The 23,740-nt window shown below is 43.0% G+C and carries 23 protein-coding genes and 1 pseudogene; 19 read left to right on the top strand and 5 right to left on the bottom strand.

The features are described from left to right. The first annotated feature begins 25 nt into the window (after positions 1-25). Entirely contained in the window at positions 26-1,477 is a 1,452-nt protein-coding gene (locus AB4027_RS00530) for a UDP-N-acetylmuramoyl-L-alanyl-D-glutamate--2,6-diaminopimelate ligase (RefSeq protein WP_368645580.1), read from the top strand. A gap of 322 nt (positions 1,478-1,799) precedes the next feature. Here AB4027_RS00530 and AB4027_RS00535 read toward each other — a convergent pair whose 3' ends face one another. Beyond that, complete coding sequence (locus AB4027_RS00535; protein WP_368645581.1) at positions 1,800-3,251, bottom strand: transposase; 1,452 nt, start codon at positions 3,249-3,251, stop codon at positions 1,800-1,802. A gap of 175 nt (positions 3,252-3,426) precedes the next feature. On the opposite strand from AB4027_RS00535, the gene AB4027_RS00540 reads away from it, so the two are divergent. The 8 genes from AB4027_RS00540 (at position 3,427) to AB4027_RS00575 (ending at position 10,234) form a co-directional block, all read left to right on the top strand. Then, positions 3,427-4,140 (top strand): aspartate/glutamate racemase family protein, encoded by a 714-nt coding sequence (locus tag AB4027_RS00540; RefSeq protein ID WP_368645582.1) that lies wholly within the window; start codon positions 3,427-3,429, stop codon positions 4,138-4,140. 87 nt (positions 4,141-4,227) lie between these two features. Beyond that, positions 4,228-4,752: a YcxB family protein gene (locus tag AB4027_RS00545; RefSeq protein WP_368645583.1), complete on the top strand. Its 525-nt coding sequence runs from the start codon at positions 4,228-4,230 to the stop codon at positions 4,750-4,752. A gap of 184 nt (positions 4,753-4,936) precedes the next feature. After that, the gene (locus AB4027_RS00550) at positions 4,937-5,365 is read left to right on the top strand and encodes a CopY/TcrY family copper transport repressor (protein WP_368645584.1); all 429 of its coding nucleotides are present in this window, start codon (positions 4,937-4,939) and stop codon (positions 5,363-5,365) included. A gap of 14 nt (positions 5,366-5,379) precedes the next feature. Beyond that, positions 5,380-6,444 (top strand): copper ion binding protein, encoded by a 1,065-nt coding sequence (locus AB4027_RS00555; protein WP_368645585.1) that lies wholly within the window; start codon positions 5,380-5,382, stop codon positions 6,442-6,444. Further along, positions 6,368-7,867 carry a copper-translocating P-type ATPase gene (locus tag AB4027_RS00560; protein WP_368645586.1) on the top strand — a complete coding sequence of 500 codons (1,500 nt, stop codon included), beginning with the start codon at positions 6,368-6,370 and terminating at the stop codon, positions 7,865-7,867. The genes AB4027_RS00555 and AB4027_RS00560 overlap by 77 nt, the downstream gene beginning before the upstream one ends. Positions 7,868-7,889: 22 nt before the next feature. Further along, a complete protein-coding gene (locus AB4027_RS00565) occupies positions 7,890-8,099 on the top strand; it encodes a heavy-metal-associated domain-containing protein (protein WP_091489713.1) in 210 nt (69 codons plus the stop codon). A 230-nt stretch (positions 8,100-8,329) separates the two neighbouring features. Further along, entirely contained in the window at positions 8,330-8,977 is a 648-nt protein-coding gene (pcp, locus tag AB4027_RS00570; RefSeq protein WP_368645587.1) for a pyroglutamyl-peptidase I, read from the top strand. 81 nt (positions 8,978-9,058) lie between these two features. Further along, positions 9,059-10,234: a sodium:proton antiporter gene (locus tag AB4027_RS00575; protein ID WP_091489708.1), complete on the top strand. Its 1,176-nt coding sequence runs from the start codon at positions 9,059-9,061 to the stop codon at positions 10,232-10,234. A gap of 558 nt (positions 10,235-10,792) precedes the next feature. Here the strand turns inward: AB4027_RS00575 and AB4027_RS00580 are convergent. Next, positions 10,793-12,596 (bottom strand): annotated as a pseudogene (locus AB4027_RS00580) (ABC transporter permease/substrate binding protein). Beyond that, positions 12,586-13,794: a glycine betaine/L-proline ABC transporter ATP-binding protein gene (locus tag AB4027_RS00585; protein ID WP_368645588.1), complete on the bottom strand. Its 1,209-nt coding sequence runs from the start codon at positions 13,792-13,794 to the stop codon at positions 12,586-12,588. The pseudogene AB4027_RS00580 and the gene AB4027_RS00585 overlap by 11 nt, the downstream one beginning before the upstream one ends. Positions 13,795-14,551: 757 nt before the next feature. Here AB4027_RS00585 and AB4027_RS00590 point away from each other — a divergent pair. Together AB4027_RS00590 and AB4027_RS00595 are read left to right on the top strand one after the other, a co-directional pair. Beyond that, positions 14,552-15,124, top strand: coding sequence for a DNA-3-methyladenine glycosylase I (locus tag AB4027_RS00590; protein ID WP_368645589.1), 573 nt, complete (start codon positions 14,552-14,554; stop codon positions 15,122-15,124). A gap of 1 nt (position 15,125) precedes the next feature. Beyond that, positions 15,126-15,566 carry a VOC family protein gene (locus AB4027_RS00595; protein WP_368645590.1) on the top strand — a complete coding sequence of 147 codons (441 nt, stop codon included), beginning with the start codon at positions 15,126-15,128 and terminating at the stop codon, positions 15,564-15,566. 54 nt (positions 15,567-15,620) lie between these two features. Here the strand turns inward: AB4027_RS00595 and AB4027_RS00600 are convergent, their stop codons facing one another. Continuing rightward, a complete protein-coding gene (locus tag AB4027_RS00600; RefSeq protein ID WP_091489487.1) occupies positions 15,621-16,349 on the bottom strand; it encodes an amino acid ABC transporter ATP-binding protein in 729 nt (242 codons plus the stop codon). Next, positions 16,342-18,519: an amino acid ABC transporter substrate-binding protein/permease gene (locus AB4027_RS00605; protein WP_368645591.1), complete on the bottom strand. Its 2,178-nt coding sequence runs from the start codon at positions 18,517-18,519 to the stop codon at positions 16,342-16,344. The genes AB4027_RS00600 and AB4027_RS00605 overlap by 8 nt, the downstream gene beginning before the upstream one ends. A 365-nt stretch (positions 18,520-18,884) precedes the next feature. On the opposite strand from AB4027_RS00605, the gene AB4027_RS00610 reads away from it, so the two are divergent. The 8 genes from AB4027_RS00610 to AB4027_RS00645 all read left to right on the top strand — a co-directional run bounded on the left by AB4027_RS00610 (position 18,885) and on the right by AB4027_RS00645 (position 23,644). Then, positions 18,885-19,088 carry a hypothetical protein gene (locus tag AB4027_RS00610; protein WP_091489489.1) on the top strand — a complete coding sequence of 68 codons (204 nt, stop codon included), beginning with the start codon at positions 18,885-18,887 and terminating at the stop codon, positions 19,086-19,088. Between the two features lie 47 nt (positions 19,089-19,135). Beyond that, the gene (locus AB4027_RS00615; protein WP_368645592.1) at positions 19,136-19,360 is read left to right on the top strand and encodes a DUF2922 domain-containing protein; all 225 of its coding nucleotides are present in this window, start codon (positions 19,136-19,138) and stop codon (positions 19,358-19,360) included. Positions 19,361-19,856: 496 nt separating this feature from the next. Next, entirely contained in the window at positions 19,857-20,162 is a 306-nt protein-coding gene (gene yidD / locus AB4027_RS00620; protein WP_368645593.1) for a membrane protein insertion efficiency factor YidD, read from the top strand. A 197-nt stretch (positions 20,163-20,359) separates the two neighbouring features. After that, positions 20,360-20,953: a class D sortase gene (locus AB4027_RS00625; protein WP_368645594.1), complete on the top strand. Its 594-nt coding sequence runs from the start codon at positions 20,360-20,362 to the stop codon at positions 20,951-20,953. A gap of 101 nt (positions 20,954-21,054) precedes the next feature. Next, positions 21,055-21,363 (top strand): hypothetical protein, encoded by a 309-nt coding sequence (locus AB4027_RS00630; RefSeq protein WP_368645595.1) that lies wholly within the window; start codon positions 21,055-21,057, stop codon positions 21,361-21,363. Positions 21,364-21,482: 119 nt separating this feature from the next. Further along, the gene (locus AB4027_RS00635; protein WP_091489501.1) at positions 21,483-22,166 is read left to right on the top strand and encodes a response regulator transcription factor; all 684 of its coding nucleotides are present in this window, start codon (positions 21,483-21,485) and stop codon (positions 22,164-22,166) included. A gap of 17 nt (positions 22,167-22,183) precedes the next feature. Beyond that, entirely contained in the window at positions 22,184-23,308 is a 1,125-nt protein-coding gene (locus tag AB4027_RS00640; RefSeq protein WP_368645596.1) for a sensor histidine kinase, read from the top strand. Between the two features lie 150 nt (positions 23,309-23,458). Further along, entirely contained in the window at positions 23,459-23,644 is a 186-nt protein-coding gene (locus AB4027_RS00645; protein WP_091489503.1) for a hypothetical protein, read from the top strand. The last annotated feature ends 96 nt before the right edge of the window (positions 23,645-23,740 follow it).

Consider the following 23,740-nt stretch of genomic DNA (forward strand, 5'->3'; position numbering starts at 1 on the left):
ATCCAATAATTAAGGAGATATTATAGTGGAATGGAGAAGATTAATCAGAAACATACCAGAGCTGTATGTGGAAACTGTTTCGGATACAATTGAGATCAAGGGGATCACCGATAAGTCCTCAGAAGTTCAAGAAGGCTATATATTTGTCGCTATACAGGGATTTAAAACTGATGGTCATAAATTTATTTCTGAAGCAGCAGAAAGAGGGGCCAGTGTCGTTGTTGGACAACGCCCCATCGAACAAGAAACGATTCCGTATGTACATGTGAACAACACTAGAAAAATATTAGGACAACTGGCTGCCAGTTTTTACGAGTACCCTTCAGAGGATAAATTGGTTATTGGAGTGACGGGGACAAATGGAAAAACAACCACTGGTCTGTTTTTAAGACATTTGTTGAGAAAGGAAGGCTACAGTGTTTCTTTTTTCGGTACAGTATTTAATGAAGTGAATAATGAACGCTCAAAGAGTGATCTGACAACACCCAATTCTTTAATGATTCAAAAAGCACTGGCTGAATCGGAGGATCAAGTTGCTGTCATAGAAGTATCTTCTCAGGGGCTTGAGCAGTTCCGTATGGAAGGCATGACATTTGATTATGCACTGTTCACTAATCTGCAGCATGATCATTTAGATTATCACAATTCTATGGATGAGTACTTTTTAGCAAAAAAGAAGTTATTCGATTTATTGAAAAGTTCGGGAAAAGCAGTCATAAATGAAGAGAGTAAGTGGGGAAAGAAGCTTACAAACCTGCTGGTGGATGAAGAGAAGACGGTTATTACTGTAGGAGAAGACGACCAGTTTACGCGTTATCGATTAGAAAATTCCTCGAGAGGAATATGTGTCATCGGGGACAGAACTTATGAAATCAGTCTACCTCTGCCTGGAAAATATAATCTCGCAAATTTATCTTTGGCACTGACTGTTTTAAGTGACTTGCAGCATGATCTCACGAATGTATCAGAGCTGATGAAAGATATGGATGTGATACCTGGACGCTTTGAAGTTTATGAGCTCTCTGATCGGGTAAGTGGGATAGTGGACTATGCACATACAGCAGAAGCACTGCAAGCACTTCTACCTACGATCAGAGAGTTGTATTCCGACTATAGACTGGTGCATCTGTTTGGATTCAGAGGTAATCGTGATATTTCAAAAAGAGAAAAAATGCTGGAAGTATCTAAACAGTACAGTGATGAAATCGTTCTGACTCTGGATGATCTGAATGGTGTCAGTGTGGAGGAGATGGAAAAGGAGTATAACCGTTTTCGGGAAAGAGACATGACTGATAAAGTAAGTGTTATCCTGGACCGGACGCTCGCTGTTTCTCAACTAGTAGAAGAAGCCACAGAGCCTACTCTGATTGTTCTATCAGGGAAAGGGCACGAAGACTATCAGCAGGATTTTCAGTTATCAGCCAAATCTGACAAAGAAACATTCTTGTTATTTACTGATCACAAACGGCTGTCCTAGCCAGCAGTTTAATTGAGCAGCTCTAATAGATATATAAATGAAAGGAATACCCTGACTCACTTTGTGTAAAATCATAAAAAACAAGTGGATACTCAGGAGAAAACAACACGGTAACTCCCAATAATCTATGAAAAACTATGCTTTGAAAAAAACTCGTTGCTCTTTTGATGATTCCTGGCGATTAAGGTAATATAATCCACTCATTTCTAGATTAAATAGCTTTATAACAGACCCAGTAAAGCAACGAGAAGTATAAGAAGGCATGTTTAAAAAACTTCGTTTTTTGAAGTTTTTAGAGATATGTAAGACCAGTTAAACAATATTAGTCCTGGCACTGTAGAACACTGTTCCCGAAAGATAATAAACGGATCCACTTGTCGGGCATTGTTTTCGCATCATCATGGACAAATGGGATCCTCACAGGAACTTCGCCATCTAATGACTGATGCGGACGCAGAAAGTTGAAACAGGCAGCAAAGCAGGCAACGTGAGCACGTGCACCGTTTTGCGATTTAAATCCATGGGTTCCACGGTAATTCCCTTTATAAGTCCGGTTCAAGCGCTCAATAATTTGTTTAAGTGGGCGATACTGTCTAGAGATCTCATCTTGGTTGGTTAAGCCTATGACCTGAGTGATATCAAAGTTCAAATCATGTTGGGCTAGGAAATGCTGAGCCAGTTTGTAAATGGGATTCCCATCAACGATGAGGTTCAAATCCTCAGGGATTTCACTGGCTATATAGTGGTCAAGCACATCATGAATGGCCCTGATTGCTAATTCAGTATTGCGTTTGTCAGACACTCTTTGGGATAAGATGATTTTATTCTTCGCATCGAAGAAGTAACAGATATAGTGCCATTTTTTCCCGACACGAATGTAGGTCTCGTCTCCACAAATTTGATCAGAGAGATCATAGGGGTAATGTTGCGTAAGGGTGTAAAGTTGAGCCCCAGCTGCTGCCGCATAGTTTAATACCGTCTGTCTACCAATCTTTACGCCGTGTATGTCGTACATTAATGCGGCTACTTTAGATGCAGGCAGTCCGTAATTAACGTGGTAGGTCAGAATCTCACCTAATAATCGAGGTGAGGCATGAATGCGATTTAAGTCAACTGGAGACTCAATCAGTCCATAGGACTTGATGTCTTCGAGTTTAAGATGAAACTGGCGGTAGACATATCGTAACTTTAAGTAATACGGAGCGACATTATAGAGTTCCTTCTGCTCTTCGCTCAATTGATTTAACGCCTGAATATAATAAGGACAGGTGTCATTTTTACACTTGTAGATGTCGAATTCGGACCGTTGTTTAATCTTCTCAAGACACTTGTCACAGTGAGGACATTTTAGAATGACATCTTTAGAATAACGATTTTTTTCGCTAAACAAAGTAGAACAAATCTTACACTGATATTGTCCCTGCATACCGTTATTTTTATAGAGATAATTATGTGGTGCATTACACTTAGCACAACGTATATGTTCAGGTACTTCAGAAGATGATTTCTGTCGACGAATGGGTTTGATCGGTTTACCTGCTTCTATGGCCTGTTTTAGAAGGTTTTTAAAGTCCGCCCGTTCAATTGTGACAACTTTCGGTGGATCATCAAGAGTCAATTTGTTGTAATCAAGCTTTGTGATATCGGTCCCTTTAGGTGGACGGTCACCCTCGTCTTCAAGCCAGGTAATATAATCATTCAAAAGTTGAATTAATTTATTTTGCCACTTGATTTTATTAACTAAATACATGATAATCTGAAGTAGATTAGGCATCTCTATTCACTCCTTAAGTGATGAATGTTTGTTTTGGTAAACTTCATTTTATCAGATTAAGGGGGGAAGAGGTGCCTTTTTGCATTTCAATTGATAGAGCAACGATAGTTGCATTAAAACAGCACGAAAAAACAAAAAAATTGGTAAGTACTAACAACACATAGGGAGGGATATTATGGAAAATAACGAACGTATCATTGGTATCTTAGGTGGGATGGGACCGGAAGCCACGGCCAGTTTCTTTTACAAAGTCATTAAAGAAACACATGTATCAAAAGACCAGGATCATTTTCGGACCATTATCGATAGTAACCCCAAGATTCCTGATCGAACAGCAGCTATATTAAATAACGGCCCTTCTCCAGTTGAAGAAATGGTCATGACAGCAAAAAATCTACAAGCTGCAGGAGCGACAGTAGCAGTCATGCCATGTGTGACTGCACATTACTTTTATGAAGCTATTCAAAAAGAGATCGATATCCCGCTTCACCATGTGCTGAAAGGGTTAAACAGCTATATAGATGAGGAATATCCAGACGTAAAGAAAATAGGCGTATTATCGACGAGTGCGACAAAAGAGACCGGGTTGTTTCAGCAGTATCTCAAAGATAAAGAAATCGTATATCCCAATGCCTTTGAACAGGAGAAAAAGGTGATGCAGGCGATTTACGGCGATAATGGGATCAAACAGGGGAACACAGGCCAAGAACCCAAACAGCTCCTGCTTGAAGTGGCTGAACGTCTGATTGATGAAGAACAGTGTGAGTTGATCGTTGGTGGATGTACAGAAGTAGAGTTGGTCTTAAAGTCAAAGGACCTAACTGTTCCTTTTATCGATCCAATGCGTGTTGCCGCTAAAGATCTGACTAAAAGCGAAACATCAGAATAATCTTATCAGGAATCGTGGAATAACCAAGCTAGTGAAAACAGAGTTGATCTATACAGAACGCATGGACAAACTGAAGGAGAGAAAATTTTGGCAACAGAAGAAAGTGTACACATTTCCGGGAAACTCACCTTGGAAGATTTTATCAAGTACAATCACTATCATTTAAAAAATATACTGAAAATATATTTTGTCTTCTGCTTTATCATCCTTTTCTTAGTTTTTCAGATCCCTATGTCAGGTGATGTCCTATTGATCATCCTGATTGCAGGGATACCGTCTCTTTTATTATCAAGCTTGTTATATTACTTTGCTAAAAGACTGCGCAAACATTTAGCTGTTAAAGAATATAAAAGTGACCAGCTGATCAAACAAAAGATCAGTTACACGTTTAACAGAGATAGTGTCATTCAGCATGTCAGGCAATCGAGGAGTCAGTACGAATGGGATGATTTTTTGAAAGCCCGGGAACATAAAGAGATATTTCTGCTGTATTTGTCTAAGAATAAAGCCCTCGTCTTACCAAAACGTTTTTTTCAGACTGAGGCTCACATGAGACAGTTCAAGGAACTTGTTTCGCAGAATATGACTCAAGTTGAGCTGTATGACAAATGAGGACGAAGCCCAGGGCCACTAGTTAAAGTGATGATCTAATAGAATAAAGATTTAATATACCAAACGGCTATTCTTTACTGAATTTTTCAGAAAGAATAGTTTTTTTGTTGACATTTTACGTTTACAGTTGTAAACTATATAAAGAGTTTAACGTTTACTAATGTAAACAAAAGGAGAAGATCATATGCATGAGAATCAGATTTCGCCATCCGAATGGGAAATCATGCGCGTCGTCTGGACGACGCATCCGATTACGAGTAAAGAAATCAACGACATCTTAAAAGAAAAAAAAGAGTGGAAACTGGCTACGACCAAAACGCTTATTGGCCGTTTGGTGAAAAAAGGCCTGCTTTCAACAGAACAAAAAGGACGGAAGTACGAATACAGTCCTTTAGTCTCTGAAAAAGAAAGTATCGACGAATCCATAGATGATCTACTCGATCAGATGTGTGATACAAAGGTCGGCCGCAGTGTAGAGACGATCCTGGAGAAAAGTGTCATCAGCAAAAGCGACTTGGAACGTCTGGAAGCACTTATTGAAAAGAAAAAAGCAGATGCTCCAGAAGAAGTTAAATGCACGTGTACGCCTGGACAATGTTCCTGTGTACATTAAGGAGGAAATATTAATTGGAAACTAAATCATATCCTATTGAGGGCATGACGTGTGCTTCATGCGCCGCTACAGTAGAAAAAACGGCCCAGAAATTAGCCGGTGTGACTGACGCGTCAGTCAATCTGGCCTCAGAAAAACTGAACATCAAAGTGGAAGAAGGCGCCTTTGATCCGGAAGAACTGGAAAGACAGATCGATGCGACCGGATATAAAATGGTCATGCCGCAATACGTGACGAAAACCTTTGATGTCGAAGGCATGACGTGTGCGTCATGTTCATCAACAGTAGAAAAAACGGCAGCTAAACTCAACGGCATGGAAAAAGCATCGGTCAATCTGGCTTCAGAAAAAATGTCGGTGACCTATAATCCGCTGGTACTTTCTGTAAGAGATATATCCGATGCTGTTTCAGGTTCTGGTTATAAAGCTATCCCTCAAGAAGAGGAGCAGGTTGAAATGACCGGTCCGGATGAAGCGGAGAAACTGTCTAAAGAAGAAATGTATAAGAAACGTACGATCCTTTCAGCGGCATTTACCATTCCCCTGCTGATCATATCCATGGGGCCGATGGTAGGACTGGAGCTTCCTTCAGTGATCGATCATATGCAGAACCCGGGCAACCATGCACTCTTACAGTTAGCACTGACCCTGCCGGTCGTCTGGTCGGGTAAGACATATTTTGAACAGGGCTTCAAGACGCTGTCTAAAGGACATCCCAATATGAACTCTCTGATCGCTTTAGGGACCTCTGCTGCATTTATTTACAGTCTGGCTGCTACCTATGCCATTCTCTTCAACAATGCTGACTTAGCTATGATGCTTTATTATGAGACCTCAGCAGTTATCCTAGCTTTCCATACCCTAGGTAAATATCTGGAGGAGCGCTCAAAAGGCCGCATGTCGGAAGCCATTCAGAAACTGATGGACCTGGCACCGAAAACAGCGCGCATCATCCATGACGGTCAGGAAGAAGAAGTGGCGATCGAAGAAGTCTCGCCCGGTGATGTCATCCGTGTACGTCCAGGGAAAAAAAATGCCGGTAGACGGAATCATAGTCAAAGGGCGTACAGCTGTGGATGAATCAATGCTTACGGGAGAAAGCATGCCGGTTGCAAAAGAAACAGGGGACACGATCATCGGAGCCAGCATGAACAAGAATGGCTCGATCGATTACCGTGCAACTAAAGTCGGCAAGGATACGACCCTTTCTCAGATCATCAAACTTGTTGAAGAAGCGCAGGGGTCTAAAGCACCGATCGCTAAGCTGGCGGACATTATTACAGGCTACTTTGTTCCGATCGTGATGGGGCTTGCCCTGGTGTCCGGCTTAGTCTGGCTGATCGCCGGTCAGAGTTTTCTCTTTGCGCTCACAATATTGATATCTGTGCTGGTTATCGCTTGTCCATGTGCTTTAGGACTGGCTACTCCGACCGCGATCATGGTCGGAACAGGTAAAGGCGCTGAACACGGTGTCCTAATCAAAAGTGGAGATGCTCTTGAAACGATCCATAATGTCGATACCATCGTGTTTGATAAAACCGGTACATTGACAGAAGGGAAACCCGTCGTCACAGATATCGTTGTAAGAGAACAGTCAAGTTTTGAAAAAGCAACCTTGCTGCAGATGGCTGCTTCTGCTGAAAAAGGCAGTGAACACCCGCTGGGCGAAGCGATTGTCAAACAGGCTGAACAGGACAAACTGACATTCACCGATGTCTCCCATTTTGAAGCGATCCCGGGTCAGGGACTGCTTGCAGAAGTTGGCACAGCTACCCTTTATTTCGGTAATAAAAAACTGATGACTGAACAAGGTTTCTCTATTGCTGAACTGGAATTGAAAGCCAACCAGCTGGCGGATGAAGGGAAAACGCCGATGTATCTGGCCATAAACGATACGGTTGAAGGCATCATTGCCGTAGCCGATACTCTGAAAGAAAACAGCGTGGAAACGATCGAAGCGCTGCACAAACAGGGGATCGAGATCGCCATGATCACCGGGGACAATACCCGGACAGCCAATGCCGTTGCCAGACAAGCTGGAATCGACCGTGTCCTGAGTGATGTCTTGCCGGAAGACAAAGCCAACGAAGTGAAGAAACTTCAGCAGGAAGGCAAAAAAGTCGCCATGGTCGGTGACGGGATCAATGATGCACCGGCTTTGGCACAGGCAGACATCGGCATAGCTATAGGATCGGGAACGGACGTCGCTGTAGAGTCTGCAGACGTTGTCCTGATGCGCAGTGATATCAAAGAAGTATTGACAGCGATCGAATTGAGTAAAGACACGCTGAAAAACATCAAGCAGAATCTGTTCTGGGCCTTTGCCTATAATGTGGTCGGTATCCCTATCGCCATGGGCGGCTTGTATCTGCTTGGCGGACCTCTGCTGAACCCGGCCTTTGCCGCGGCAGCAATGAGTTTCAGTTCGGTTTCAGTATTGCTCAACGCTTTGCGTTTGAAAAACTTTAAACCCACACTGGCTGAAACAGTCAGTGATAAATAAAATAATGAAGGAGAGATAGACTATGAATTATCAGGCAAAAGTAGCAGGAATGAGCTGCAACGGGTGTGCAAATTCCGTAAAGGCAGCACTCTCACAAATCGATGGTGTTTCAGACGTTAAGATCGATCTGGATGAGAAGCAGGCAACACTTGAGTCATCTCAGGAACTGACCAAAGCGCAGCTGGAAGAAGCATTAGCGGATACCAGCTATACAGTCGAATCTTTAAACTAATGTAGTAAGGAAAGGCAGGTCACTCAAACGATTTAGAGTGGCGTGCCTTTTTACTTATATTTAAAAATGACTTACAGAGAGAAAAAAATAGTGTATCATAAAAACAACCAGTAAAAAGAATAGTAAGAGTAGAGCCCAATAATAGTTGACGAGTAAAAGTGAAGATTAGGTCCCATAAAATAGATAGCGATGTTCCATTACCAACAAATAAATCTGAAAGGAAGATAAAAGTGAAAATTCTGATCAGTGGTTTTGATCCTTTTGGAGGAGAGAAGATAAATCCGGCGTATGAAGCGGTGAAACTACTGCCGGATTCAATCATGGGTGCAGAAATAGTGAAGATGGAAATTCCTACAGTTTTCCATCTGGCTGCAGAAGTACTTGAAGAAAAGGTCCGGGAAGTCGATCCCGACGTTATCCTCTGTATTGGACAAGCAGGCGGACGCTACGGCATCACTCCCGAACGTGTGGCGATCAATGTCGATGATGCCCGCATACCTGACAATGAACAGAAACAACCCATTGATGAAAAAATAAAAGAAGACGGATCAGATGCTTATTTTAGCTCTCTGCCCATCAAGGCAATGGTGGAGAAAATGAAAGAAGCAAAGATCCCGGCAAGTATCTCAAATTCAGCTGGCACATTTGTATGTAACCATATCATGTATCAGATCTTATATATAATCGACAAAAACTACCCGGATAAAACAGGCGGTTTCATTCACTGTCCGTTTATCCCTGAACAAGTGGTGGATAAACCAAACCAGCCTTCGATGAATCTGGTGGATATTGTATCGGGTCTTGAAGCCGGGATTGAAGCGATCATTGAAAGATACGGAAAAGAAGATGTTAAGGAAATAGGTGGCACGATCCATTGATCCGTGATAGAGTAAAAAGGCAGCCGGAGCTACCGCGCTGCCTTTTTGATTAAAAAAACCATAGAGAAAGAAGATAGGGAAATGTTGACAGGACTAGGACTGATTTTGTTATTAGGATACATAGGAGGAAAACTGGCTTCAAAGTTAAAACTACCGCCACTTATCGGGATGCTATTTATCGGAGTATTGACCGGACCATACGTACTTGACTGGCTCGATTCCGATTTGCTGCTAGTCTCGCAGGACATTCGGACGTTTGCTTTGATCATTATTCTTTTGAGAGCCGGCTTAGGCATAAAAAAAGACCAGATAAAGCGTGTAGGGACCATTGCGCTTAAAATGAGCAGTATTCCCTGTATTATGGAAGGGATAACGGTCATGGGACTGACTTACTATCTGCTGGAATTTTCACTGGCTGAAGCGGGGATGCTTGGCTTTATTATTGCTGCTGTATCGCCAGCGGTGGTGGTGCCCAGCATGCTGGACCTAAAAGATAAAAGACTTGGTGAAGATAAACAGATCCCCACGCTGCTGTTAGCTGGAACATCGATTGATGACGTCATTGCCATCACATTTTTCACCTTTTTTCTTGGTCTGGGAACAGAAGCTCGAGAGAGTTCGTTGGCCTTTGATATTATAAGCATACCGGCCAGTATAATAGGAGGAGTACTGCTCGGAGCAGTTCTAGCTCTAGGCATTGTCTTTATCTTCAGGCTGATGCATAAAAAGTATGTCGAAAAGCTGGTGCTGTTGCTTGGAGTATCCATCCTTTTTGTAGAGTGGGGCGAGCATATAGGGATAGCGAGCTTACTAGGTGTCATGACGATCGGCTTTCTATTGCTTGAAAAAATACCGACACAATCCAAAGAATTTTCGCTTGCGTTAGGAGGCTTATGGGTATTCCTGCAGATTCTGTTATTTGCACTGGTAGGATCAGAGGTCAATATTAACGTAGCATTAGATGCCGGGCTGACTGGTGTATTGATTATATTGATTGGTCTGGCGGCTCGCAGTCTGGGAGTCTGGCTGGCCACCTGGAAGAGTGAGCTGAATGTTAAAGAGCGTGTATTCTGTATGATCGCCTACACGCCTAAAGCCACCGTTCAGGCAGCTATCGGAGCCATGCCTTTAGCTTTGGGTGTCGAGCACGGTGAAACTATTCTAGCTTTTGCTGTCCTGTCTATCATACTGACAGCTCCACTGGGGGCCTTAGCCATTTATGCTTCTGCTCCCAAATTACTGAAACAAGTTGAATAAGGAAAAGGCGCGGATGCTGATCCGCGCCTTTTTCATTTTAAGAATCGTTGTATGCACTGATTTTATAGATGATCTAAAATTACTTTCACCGGTATAATGATCACTTTCTGAGGAGTAGACTGCAGAACTAGTCACAATTCTTATATTAGAACAAGTTTTTGAGGATGGAGATACCAGAACTAGTCGCAATATCGATATTAGAACAAGTTTTTGAGGATGGAGATACCAGAACTAGTCGCAATATCGATATTAGAACAGGTTTTTGAAGATGGAGATACCAGAACTAGTCGCAATACTTATATTAGAACAAGTTTTTGAGGATAGAGGTACCAGAACTAGTCGCAATATCGATATTAGAACAAGTTTTTGAGGATAGAGATACCAGAACTAGTCGCAATATCTATAAAGGAGCAGATCAGTGAATGGATATCTTCTGAACAGATTCCTAACTTGATTATTTGGTAGTGTCTACAAGGACACAGGAGTTGATTGAGAAAAAAACTTTAAATGTAAAAAAAAGACTGGGACACGGGTCCCAGTCTTTTCATTAACTATGATTTATTCTACTACGCCTTCTGTCCATTCAGAAACTTTATCCTGATTGTTTTCAATCCAGTTCTGAGCAGCTTCTTCAGGGTCAACACCATCTTGGATTTCTAACATGACAGATTCCATATCAGAAGCTTCCCATTGGAAGTTATCTAAGATTTCGTAAGCTTCAGGCATGTCTTCTTCCAGACCTTCACGTACGAATGTATCAATGGTTTCTTCGCCACCGAAAGAACCTTCTGGATCTTCAAGGTATTTCAGATCGTAAGACTGGAATTTCCAGTGTGGAGACCAGCCAGTCACGATGATGTCTTCTTCACTTTCATAGGCATCAGCTAACTGAGTGACCATTGCACCAGATGAAGATGTCTGAACATTCCAGTCTGATAAGTTATCATAATCTTCTGTTGCTTGTTCAGCAGCAGCTACAACACCGGCACCGGCTTCGATACCTGTGATCGTCTGATCTGCTTGATCAGTTAAGTCGGCGATGGAATCGACGTCCATATATTCAGGAACAACTAAACCGATTTTTGCGCCTTCCAAGTTAGGTCCTAAATGAACCATTTCGTCGGAATAATTTTCAAATTGTGGTGCGTGTGTGCCAGGCAACCAGGCTGATACCATAGCATCGGCTTCGTCATTAGCAACAGCTTCCCACATGATGGCATTATCTAAAGCAACTAAATTGACGTCATAACCAACGTCTTTCAGTACTTGACCAATAACATTGGTTGATGCAATTTCTGAATCCCAAGAAACGTAAGCAAGTTCGACTTCACCACTTAAAGATCCATCCGCTGTATCTTCGGTTGTGTCTTCTGTTGTATCAGCGTCATCTGAACATGCTGCCAAGAATAATGCTGATGCAGATAATGTTGTTAAACCTAATTTTTTCCATGTGTTTGTCAAAATAAAAACCCCTTTTAATTTTATTAAATCTCGTTAAATTTGTTTGATACGATTAGTCTTTGTTAAAGCCTTGAAGCGTTCTGTCTAAGATGATAGCCAGAACAACTAAAGCGAATCCTGCAACAAAGCCAGGTCCGACTTGAGCACGCTGTAAGGCGTTGATGACACGTTCACCTAGTCCAGGTGCACCGATCATTGAGGCGATAACGACCATTGACAAGGCAAGCAATACGGTCTGGTTGATACCAGCCATGATCGTTGCTTTAGCTAATGGCAGCTCAACCTTGAATAACTGCTGAGAGCCTGTACTACCGAATGACTGAGCGGCTTCTACCATTTCATCAGATACTTGTCTGATACCAAGGTTCGTGAAACGAACCGTCGGTGGCAGAGCAAAGATGACAGCTGAGAATACACCAGGCACCATACCGATTCCGAAGAATGCAACAGCTGGAATCAGGTAAACGAACGCCGGCATCGTCTGCATGAAGTCAAGAACGGGCGTGATGATAAAGTTCGCGATCTCGCTCTTAGCCATGAGTATGCCGAGGGGCACCCCAATAATGATGGATAGTAGACTGGCTACGATAACCAGTGTAATGGTGAACATCAGTGGTTCCCATAATCCCTGGTTGTAAATGTAGATCAAGCCCAGCACCGTAAACGTCGGCAGGCCCCACTTTTTGCTGCCTGCGAAAAAGGCCAGTGCAGTAAGCAGGATGATAAAGACGACCGGCGGAACCAGAAGCAGTAACTCAGTCATTGAGTCCATGACCCAGTCACCACTGTCACGTAAGGCATCGAAGAGCCATGAAAGGTTATCTGTCAGCCAATCGATGAAATTGGCCATCCAATCGGCTACTGGAATTTCTGGGATGACATCTAAAATACTATTCTCCATTATTAGATTCCTCCTCTCTTTCTTTAGCTAAGGCACCGATAACTAAACTACGGATAACGATACCCTCTAGTCTGTTGTTTTCATCTACGACGGCGACAGGTGTGTCTGAATCGTAGATTATATCATATAAGTCACCGATCAAGGTGTCTTTAGCCACTCTAGGAATATCTGTACGCAGAATACTGTCGAAGTTTCGAATGTTCGATTTAACAGCAGCCAGGACATCCTTATCTGTGACATACCCTTTTAACTGATGATTATCATCGATGACCAGCATACTTGACAAGCCTTCAGCTTTCATTTGTTGTGCAGCGACTCTTGGTCCTTGTTTGCTTGCACGCAGAGTCTGAGGACGGATCATGATATTTTCTGCCGTCAAGACTTTAGAACGGTCAACGTCTTCGACGAAACGTTCCACATAGTCGTTAGCAGGATTGGTTAAGATCTCTTCACCCGTACCGACCTGAACGACTTCCCCATCTTTCATGATGGCGATGCGGTCACCGATACGCAGTGATTCATTTAAATCGTGCGTAATGAAGATGATCGTTTTGTGCATTTTCTCCTGCATTTCAAGCAGTTCGTCCTGCATATCACGACGGATAAGCGGGTCAAGTGCTGAGAATGCTTCATCCATGAGTAATACTTCCGGATCATTTGCTAAAGCACGTGCCAAGCCGACACGCTGCTGCATCCCACCGGATAACTGGTTAGGCTTCTGATCCTTATATGGAAGAAGTCCGGCATTATCAAGTGCTGCTTCAGCTTTTTTCTGACGTGTTTCCTTATCTACGCCCTGTACCTCTAATCCGTATTCTGTGTTTTCGAGAATAGTTCGGTGAGGGAAGAGTCCAAAGTTCTGGAACACCATAGATAATTTTTCACGACGAACTTTTCGTAACTCGTCTTTATTCATTTGAGAAACATTTTCACCATCGATCAGTATATCTCCTGCAGTCGGTTCAATCAGACGGTTGAGCATACGCACAAGCGTCGATTTACCACTACCGGAAAGTCCCATGATAACAAAAATCTCGCCTTCTTCTACTTTGAAACTTGCTGAGTTGACACCTACAGTGGCGCCTGTCTTCTCAAGAATTTCTTCTTTTGAATGACCTTTCTTGGCCAGCTCTAAAGCTTGTTTTTCTTTCTTGCCAAAAATCTTATATAAATTTTGAATTTCAACTTTAGTTGCCAAAGATTTACAGCCTCCTTAAAATAGTTTTTTCTTATTTTGCTCTTCAATCATTGAACGGATAACGTGTGTATGGAAATGAAAAGTACGAAACAAATTAAAAACAAACGTTATCGGCGTCCTTTGCACAACATTAATTATACCAATCATGAGAACAACAGTAAAACGATTGACCCTGCTATGATGTTTTCATGCAAAATGTTTGCGGTTACGTATCCTTTTAAAACGCTATTCTAAGAATTTGATTAAAAATGACAAAACAGTGACAAAACGGTTTCATCCGTAATAAACTTTGTGAAAATAAAGAAGTGGTATAAGAGGAATGACTCTGTTGAGCATTTTGTTCTATGCTGCATATCCGTCTTTTTTATCAAAGATCCATATTATTTTTTTGAAAGACACATCACTTGATCTGGCGTGTCTTGAATTATGAGTGATATTTTAATGTTCTGTAAATGTAAGGAGTGCTGATCACTGTGAACGTTTATGGGGGTCAAGCTTTATCTTGAAATCGACGATGAGGTGCTGGCTACTATTGAAAGGACTGTGCAAAAAGGTGATACTTATCCTATACGTTAGGGATAGCTCCGCAACATAGGTGACCAGTATAAATCATCTGATAGTGTAGACTGTTTGGTTGAATGATCGTTAGAAGAGGATGTGTTCCATTGCAGATTGACAGAAGAACGTTGTGAGAGGCCAAAATAGGTATTTTTGAAAAAGTTTATTATAATGAAGAGAGAAAGGATGGGGTAATAAAATGAAACGGTGTGGATGGGTAACGGAGGACCATCAGTATGAAGTGTATCACGATCAGGAATGGGGCAGACCTCTATATGATGACCGGAAACTCTTTGAACTCTTGTGTCTGGAAGGCGCACAAGCTGGATTAAGCTGGCTGACCGTACTAAAAAAAAGAGAAGGTTACCGGGAGGCTTTCGACCAATTCGACCCCGGATTAATCAGTCAATATAATGAGGAAAAAATTCAGGAATTGATACAGAATGAAAAAATTATCCGTAACAAGCTGAAAATCAGATCTGTTGTGACAAATGCCCGGGCATATCTGGAAATAACACAAAATGGCCAGTCCTTTTCCGATTATCTCTGGCAGTTCGTCGACGGCCTGCCGATTCAGAATGCCAGATCGACCCTTGATGACATCCCGACTCAGACCGAGAGAAGTCAGCGCATGAGCAGGCAGCTGAAGAAAGACGGGTTCAAGTTTGTGGGTCCGACGATCTGCTATGCATTCATGCAGGCAAGCGGTATGGTCAATGATCATGTAAAGGATTGTTTCTGTTATGAAGAAATCAAAAATGGGAGGGAATAAAATGAATCGGATAAACTTAGTCACTGTCGGAGTGGAAGATATGCCCCGGTCGCTGACCTTTTACAAAGCCATAGGGTTTCAGACCCCTGAGACTAGCGAAAGCCCGCCGATCGTCTTTTTTGATAATGAAGGAAGTAAACTGGAACTGTTTCCTTTAAATGAACTGCAGAAAGATATCGATCCAGATGATCCACCAGAAAAATCCAGAGGAAGTTTTTCGGGCATCACCTTTGCCTGCAATATGAAGTCCGAAAGAGAAGTGGATGATATGATGAAACGGGTCGAAGAAGCGGGTGGAGATGTGGTTAAAGATCCACAGCCTGTTTATTGGGGTGGCTACAGTGGCTATTTCAGAGATCCTGATGGGTATTACTGGGAACTGGCCTATGCCGCAGACTGGCAGTTTGATGACCGGAATATGCTGATCATTGAGAACGATTGAAAAGAGCAAAAAGAGCCCACCAGGGATTGATCCTTGGTGGGCTCTCGACATTTCTTACAGTATTTTATCTAAGAAGTTTTTTGTCCGTTCGTTTTTTGGATGTTCAAACACTTGAGAAGGCGGTCCGATTTCCACGATGTTTCCGTCATCCATGAAGACGACCCGGTCGGCCACTTCTCTGGCGAATCCCATCTCGTGGGTGACCACGACCATCGTCATGCCCTCTTTGGCCAGATTCTGCATGACCTCAAGAACATCACCGACCATCTCGGGGTCCAAAGCACTCGTCGGTTCATCAAAAAGGAGGATATCCGGGTCCATTGCCAAAGCCCGTGCAATAGCTGCACGCTGCTTCTGTCCACCGGATAAAGAGTTCGGATAAGCATCGGCTTTGTCTTCCATCCCCACACTTTCCAGCAGCGACATTCCTAGTTTACGTCCTTCGCTTTTCGACATGTTTTTAAGTTTTCTTGGTGCGAGCAGGATATTCTCCATCACAGTCAAATGTGGGAACAGATTAAACTGCTGAAAAACCATCCCGATATTTTCTCTCACTTTATTAATGTTCTGACTTGGGTCGGTCAAATCGTAATCATCAACGATCACTTTTCCGTCATTGACATCTTCCAGCAAGTTCATACATCTTAAATACGTACTTTTTCCCGAGCCGGATGGTCCGATGATAACAACGACTTCGCCTTCCTGGACTTCAAGATCCAGACCTTTCAGTACTTCGAGCTTGCCGAAACTTTTGTGCAGGTTTTCTGTTTTTAGTTTAGTCATTCATGAGACTCCTTTCTATCAAGTTGGAGAGTTTAGTTAGCAGCGTAATGATGATCAGATAAATCAGGCCGACAATGATCCACATGGCTCCGGACTGATAAGAACGTGCAATGATGATACGCCCTGACTGAGTCAGTTCAACGATGCCGATAACAGAAAGGATCGATGTATCTTTAAGCGTGATGACGAGCTGGTTGATCAATGAAGGGATCATGATCTTGATCGCCTGTGGCAGAACGACTTTCTGCATGGATTGTCGGTACGGCAAGCCGAGGCTTCGTGCTGCTTCCAGCTGGCCGATCGGAACGGCGGCGATCCCACCCCTGACTTGTTCTGAAATATAAGCAGTGGTATTTAAACTTAACGTAATGATCCCGGCCATGAAAGCTGTAAGCTGAATATCAAACAACTGAGGCACAGAGAAATACATAAAGAATGCCAGGACGATAAGTGGGATACCACGCAGGACCGTCACGTAGATATTGGCGATCAGGTTAAGTGCTCGGTTCTTTGTAGCACTGAAGAGACCGAAAATGGTTCCCGCAACTAAAGAAATAGCGAAAGAGACCAGAGTCAGGAGAAGCGTTCGTCCAAGTCCAGCCATCAATGCATCGAAATTGGATGACAGTAATGAGAAGATGCCAGTATCTTCTGCAACTTCAGCCTCTTCCGGACTGATCAGGTAGGTATCCATGATCTCGTCATATGTGCCGTCTTCCATTACATTGACCAGACCAGCATTGAACATCTCAAGCAGTTCCTGATTTTGTCCTTCATTTACAGCAAAACCGATCGGATAACCTTCTTCTGGTTGGGTAGGCAGTTTCAGCGGCAGCCCCTGCTGGATAGCGTAAGCCATAACCGGATAATCTTCGACAGCCGCATCCGCTTGTCCGGCCGCAACATCTTCATACATATTGGCGGAATCTTCAAACTGGTTGATCGTTATATCGTACTCTTGGGTGAGCTCATCAGCGAACTGAGCGCCAGTGGTTCCGACTTTAACAGCCAATGTTTTTCCGTCTAGATCCTCATAAGACGTGATCTCGTCATTGTCCTCGTGAACCGCCAGCACAGGTCCGGCATCGATATAAGGTTCGGAAAAGTCGAAGGACTCTTCCCGCTCAGGGGTGATACTCATGGCGGCTATCATGCCGTCGACCTGGTTTGTCTCCAATGCCTGTAGACCGGCACTGAAGTTCATGGGTCTGAGTTCATAAGTGAAGCCCTGGTCTTCAGCGATAGCAGCGAGCAGATCGATATCTATACCGATATATTCATTGTCATCGTTCTGATACTCAAAAGGTGCGAAGGTAACGTCTGTAGCAATGATATAAGGATCCTGCTGTGCTGCAGTCTCTTCTGCACCTTCGTCTTCAGTATTCTCTGAACTGATGAGATAGGTGTCCATGATCTCGTCATACGTGCCGTCTTCTTTTATATTAGTTAGACCGGCATTGAACATTTCAAGCAGTTCCTGATTCTGGTCTTCATTGACGGCAAAACCTACAGGGTAGCCTTCTTCGGATTCAGTAGGCAGTTTCAGCGGTAATCCCTGCTGGATGGCATAGGCCATAACGGGATAGTCTTCCACAGCCGCATCTGCTTGCCCGGCCGCAACGTCTTCGTACATGTTGGCGGAATCTTCAAACTGGTTGATCGTGATATCGTAGTCTTCAGCGAGTTCATCAGCGAACTGCGCCCCAGTCGTTCCGATTTTCACGGCCAGTGTTTTTCCGTCTAAATCATCGTAAGAAGTGATCTCATCATTATCCTCATGAACGGCCAGCACAGGTCCAGCATCGATATAAGGTTCAGAGAAATCAAAGGAATTTTCCCGCTCCGGCGTGATGCTCATGGCGGCTATCATGCCATCGACCTGATTCCCCTCCAAAGCCTGCAGACCGGCACTGAAATTCATGGGTCTGAGTTCATACTCAAAGCCCTGGTCTTCAGCTATGGCAGCGAGCAATTCGATATCTATGCCGATATATTCACCGTCTTCATTCTGATACTCAAAGGGCGCGAAGGTCACATCCGTCGCAATTATATAAGGATCTGACTGTTCTGCTGCCTCGGCCGGTTTTTCCGGAACCAGCAAACTCGATGCGAGTGTCAACAGGAACATCAGCCCAATAAGAATATGGGATTTCTTTTTAACTTTCATCATCTTTCTCCTCTCAAATATAAGCATAAAAAATAACTAATCATAATTTTATATTAAAATCATCTTTAAAACAAATGAAATTTTTCAAATAATACAATGAGAGAACGCTGTATGTTTGAAAAAAGAGCTTTTTTTCTCTCCATTATTGAGTGGGTTATGTCGATGCTTTTATCTATGACCGCCAATAAACGCTGATATAACAATGATTTTTAGAAAGGAGTGCGAAAAGAGGATTCGTGTTCTGCTGAAAAGATAAATTATTGATAAAAATGAAAAAAATTTAAAAAAAGGTAACACTTTTTAAAGTCATTCCGTTATTAAAGGTGTAAGCAGTGATCACCTTACAAAAAAATAGAGGAGGAAAAGATATGCAAAAAGAATGGGATGGAAGCAAGGTGGATTTATTTTTAGAAGACGCTGTAAATGAGAAATACATTCGACGTCGTTTCAATGGCGCACTGCAGGGGTTGACTGATGAACAGGTAACAGCATTTACCCAAGCACTGAGTACGGTGAATGACCTGCCCGTATCTTATGCCGCAGTGGTGGAAGAATACCGTTACACATTTTAATGACATAATATAGAAGATAATAGATAAGAGAATGAGGAGGAAACGATATGGCAAAACGATTAGAACTGCGCTTTGAAACTGGTGAAGGCAAAACAAAGGTGATCGGTATCGATCAGCCGGTGGAAAATCTTGATCCGCTGGTCGTTCAGACAGCGATGGAGCAAATCATCGGTCAGGACATGTTCGAGGTGGAAGGCATCAAGCAATTCACTAAGATCAAAGATGCCCGTTATGTTACGCGTACAGTAGACGATATCATCGCAGAAGCTTAACTAAATGATCAAAAGGAGCTGGGACAGAAGTCTCAGCTCCTTTAACGTTTTCGAATACTTTTTATAAAGGTGATCCAAATAGCAGCGCCGCCGTCCGGTCACTAGAAGTGAAATCTGTGGAGGTATAGTGACCAGTTTATGCCGTGATTCTTCAGGAAGTGGTTTCAATAGCCGTATTGCGACCAGTTTATATCGTGATTCTTCAGAAAGTGGTCTCAATAGCCGTATAGTGACCAGTTTACGCCGTGATTCTTCAGGAAGTGGTTTCAATAGCTGTATAGCGACCAGGTGATACAATGATCCACTAGGAAGTTGTTGCTATAACAATGCAATCGATCGGCAGAGTGTTTTTCTTTCTATAAAAACCTTCATTAAGTAAAAAACTGAAGGTTTTCATATCTGTGTTGTTACGGACGCGTCGGTGAGGAAGAGAGCTTTCTAAAAGTAAGTTTTTTTGCTATACTACCAGAGTAAGAAATATAAAGGAGTTAACATCGTGAAAACTTTTCTACTAGCTCTCGTTAAATTTTATCAAAAACTTATTTCCCCATTATTTCCGCCAAGCTGCCGCTATTATCCGACATGTTCACATTATGCTGTTGAAGCCCTGGAAAAACATGGGGCACTCAAAGGATCCATTATGGGTACCTCAAGAGTCTTAAGGTGCAACCCGTTTGTCAAAGGTGGCGTGGATAAAGTCCCTGATCACTTTACTGTGAAAAGGAATCCGGATAGTGAAGATGAAGTGTATCTGGGATCAGGCATCACGGTAAAGAAAAAAGAAGACCGATCCACCCAATGATCGATTAAGAAGAGGATAAGAATGAAAGCCACAGTAACTGCAAAGAATTGTTCAGTTATTATGAATTCCTCTCAGCCTGCTGTCCGGTGTAGGTCTTCGCTTTATACGCAGGCAAAAATAAGGTATTATAGAAGAACAGAGAAAAGCGAAGAGTCTATTCTCTTCGCTTTTCGATTTCTCATGATGGGAGGGTTAAAATGAAAGCGCTAGCGAATATCTTTATTATTGTCGGTTTAGGTTTTTTAGGCTGGTTTGGCTATTCTTTGTATGAGCAGGATCAAATGCAGTCCGTTACCATAGAACAGGCGGAAACGGCGATCGAAAAGCTCCGCGACGAGAGTGCCGAGGCAGACTCTCCTGATCGTGAAAAGGAGATCCTTAACTTTTCGCCAGAGATGTACGAAGCCTTTGGCATCCTGCATGTTCCTAAGCTGGAAAGAAGTATCGGCGTCGTGGAAGGGACCGATCCGGATGCTTTAGACAAAGGTGTCGGACATATGAAGAGTACGGTCCTGCCGGGCCAGGGAGAACAGATCGTCTTTTCCGGTCATCGGGACACTGTGTTCAAGAACTTTGCAGAACTGGATCTTGGCGACACGTTTGTGGTGGAGATGCCTTATGGGGACTACACCTATGAAATCAAAGATACAGAAATCGTGGATGCCGATGATACGACCGTCGTCGGAAAGATGGGCGAAGAGGTCCTTGTGGTCTCTACGTGTTACCCTTTTGACTATTTAGGTAATGCTCCAGAACGCTTTGTCTTTTATGCTTATCCAGTAGTAGAATAAGAAGAAAACCCAATTCGTTCTGAGTTGGGTTTTTAACTGACCTCCTTTCCTGTACAATTCGGATAACCTTGGAGAATAATAATAGAAAGAAGTTTATAGTCATGACAAATCACAAAAATAAGAGTGCGCAGGGCTATCGAGTGCCTAAAATCGATTGGAAAAGTATGATCCGGAGCGTTTTCACGCTGGGGTTCAAGCGACGACCACATGAACAAGAAAAAGCCAAAACATATGAATACGTTTTTGAAGACAAAGGAATCGAGATAGCGGAAATCTCCCTTGATGAAAAAAGGAAGGTAGTCGCGTATAAGTCCCTGTCTTCAGTAAAAGAAAAAGAGAAAATCATATCTAAAGGCAAGTTTGAAGATGGAGATCACACTTATTATCTGGATAAAGAAACGATCAGTTGACGGGTCATAAAGAAAAAATGGGAGGTATTCCGCCCCGCTTTTTCTTTATAAAAACTTTAGTATTCCTGCAGGCTATCCATGATAAAATGGAAAGGAAGAGACTAAGGAGGGACGCATGCATGCGTATATTAGTTGCTGATGATGATAAAGAGATCTGCGATCTGCTTGAAATTTATATAAATAATGAAGGGTTTGACGTTGAAAAAGCATACGATGGACAGGAAGTTATCGATAAAATACAGAAACTGGATATCGACTGCCTGATCCTGGATGTCATGATGCCTAAAAAAAGCGGGCTGGAAGTGGTCAAGGAAATCAGAAAAACCTCAGCGCTGCCAGTATTGATGCTGAGTGCAAAAACGGCTGACATCGATAAGATCAGAGGACTGACCAACGGGGCAGATGATTACGTCGTCAAACCGTTCAATCCGCTGGAAGTCCTGGCTAGAGTGAAGTCCCTGATCAGAAGAAGTACTTACGGTGCCGGTCAGAACGACTCCGGCGAACTGGAGATCGGTCCGCTGATCATTCGGAAAGACCAGCATCAGGTGGAAACGGTGGATGGCGTAGCTATTCAGTTGACGGCTTTGGAGTTCGGCATATTATACCTGCTTGCTACGAATCCTAATCGTGTTTTCAGTGCAGATGATATTTTTGAAAAAGTCTGGAAACAGGAGAGTCTCGTTCCTGCAAAGACGGTTATGGTCCATGTGAGCCATCTGCGTGATAAAATCGAAAAAGCCACAGGCGGAGAGAGCATCGTTAAAACGGTCTGGGGCGTCGGATATAAAATAGAAAGCTGACAAGAGAGGATGGTACGATGCAGCTGACGAGAAAAGAACGATGGCGTCTCGCTTTTGAAGCTGTGGTGACAGCCGGGATCATTTTCCTCTGCTACTTTGCAGTTTATGAAATCTTCCGCTGGTTCGTCGTAACCTTTCAGGACGTTTTTGATGAATTCTGGTTTTTCGGTAATGTGGTTGAAGATATCGGCAATCAGGAACTATGGGGACTGACACCGCTGGTCTTCCTGTTCCTGACGCTAATCGCAGCAGTAGCCATTTACTGGCGACTGAAAAGACGCTACCGTCAATATGAACTGAAACATATCATCAAAGAACTTCATTATATCGCCCAGGGAAATTACGACCACCGTATCCGTGGATCTTACAGCGGAGACATCGGCAAAGTCGTCGAAAGCATCCACGTGCTGGTCGATTCTACCGTTGAAGCTATGGAAGAAGAACGGCGTATCGAACAAAGCAAGGATGAGCTGATCACTAATGTCAGCCATGATATTAGAACGCCGCTGACGTCGATCATAGGATATCTCGGTTTAATAGAAGAAAACCGGTACGGTTCAGAAGAACAGGCAAAAAAATATGTCCACACCGCTTATGAAAAAGCCAAGCAGATGAAAGTCCTTGTTGATGACCTGTTTGAATACACCACGGTCAGGCAGACAGCTGTTCCGCTGGAGTTTGTGACGTTTGATATGATCCAGCTACTTGAGCAAGTGGCGATCGATTTTGAACTGGAAGCTCAGAAAAAAGGGAGAGAGATCCAGATCTCTTCTTCTCAGAAACAGATTATGATGCGGGCTGATACGGAGAAAGTCGTCCGTGTCTTCCACAATCTTCTCTCGAATGCGCTGAAATACGGCAAAGGCGGGACTTTAGTGCAGATAAAAGTACGAAAAGAAGGAAGTAATGTCATTGTTTCCGTAAAAAATAATGGAGAGACATTACCGAAGGAAGCGATTGAACAATTGTTTGAGCGTTTCTACCGGGCTGAAACTTCCCGCTCACAAGAAACTGCAGGGACAGGATTGGGGCTGGCAATTGCTCAAAGCATCGTTGAACTTCATCACGGCACGATCACGGCGCGTGTTGAAGAGGGATGGACGGTCTTTGATGTCGTTCTTCCAATGAATAATGACTTCTGAAAGGGGCGAAGCAGATCAAATCTGTTTCGCTTTTTTTAAAAACACAGAGAGGGGATACAACCCTGACCGCAAGCTGTATCAGTTGAAAAAAACGAGCTGTTCTTTTAGGGTTAAAGTGTAGCAGCACAGAACCTAAAGGAGGCTTTTTCAATGAGTGTTAAATTTGATGTTTTCAGAGACAGGATCATCAATGCAGATACAGAAGAAGTAAAAGATCTGATCAAGCAGTTCAGACAATCCAGACAGAACGGCGATATCAGTGAAGAAGAAGAGGAAAATTTAAAAGATATCGCAAACAGAAAACTTGAATCCGGCAATGAGGACCCATCCAGTTAAAGAGATAAGTCACTAATGAAAAGTGCGACGGAAGCTGCAGAACTTCCTGTTGCACTTTTTTTGTGTGGTCAGATGACATGCCGGTGTCGGAAATAT

Origin of the sequence: Alkalibacterium putridalgicola (assembly GCF_040959045.1) — a bacterium.
Taxonomy (GTDB): Bacteria; Bacillota; Bacilli; order Lactobacillales; family Carnobacteriaceae_A; genus Alkalibacterium; species Alkalibacterium putridalgicola.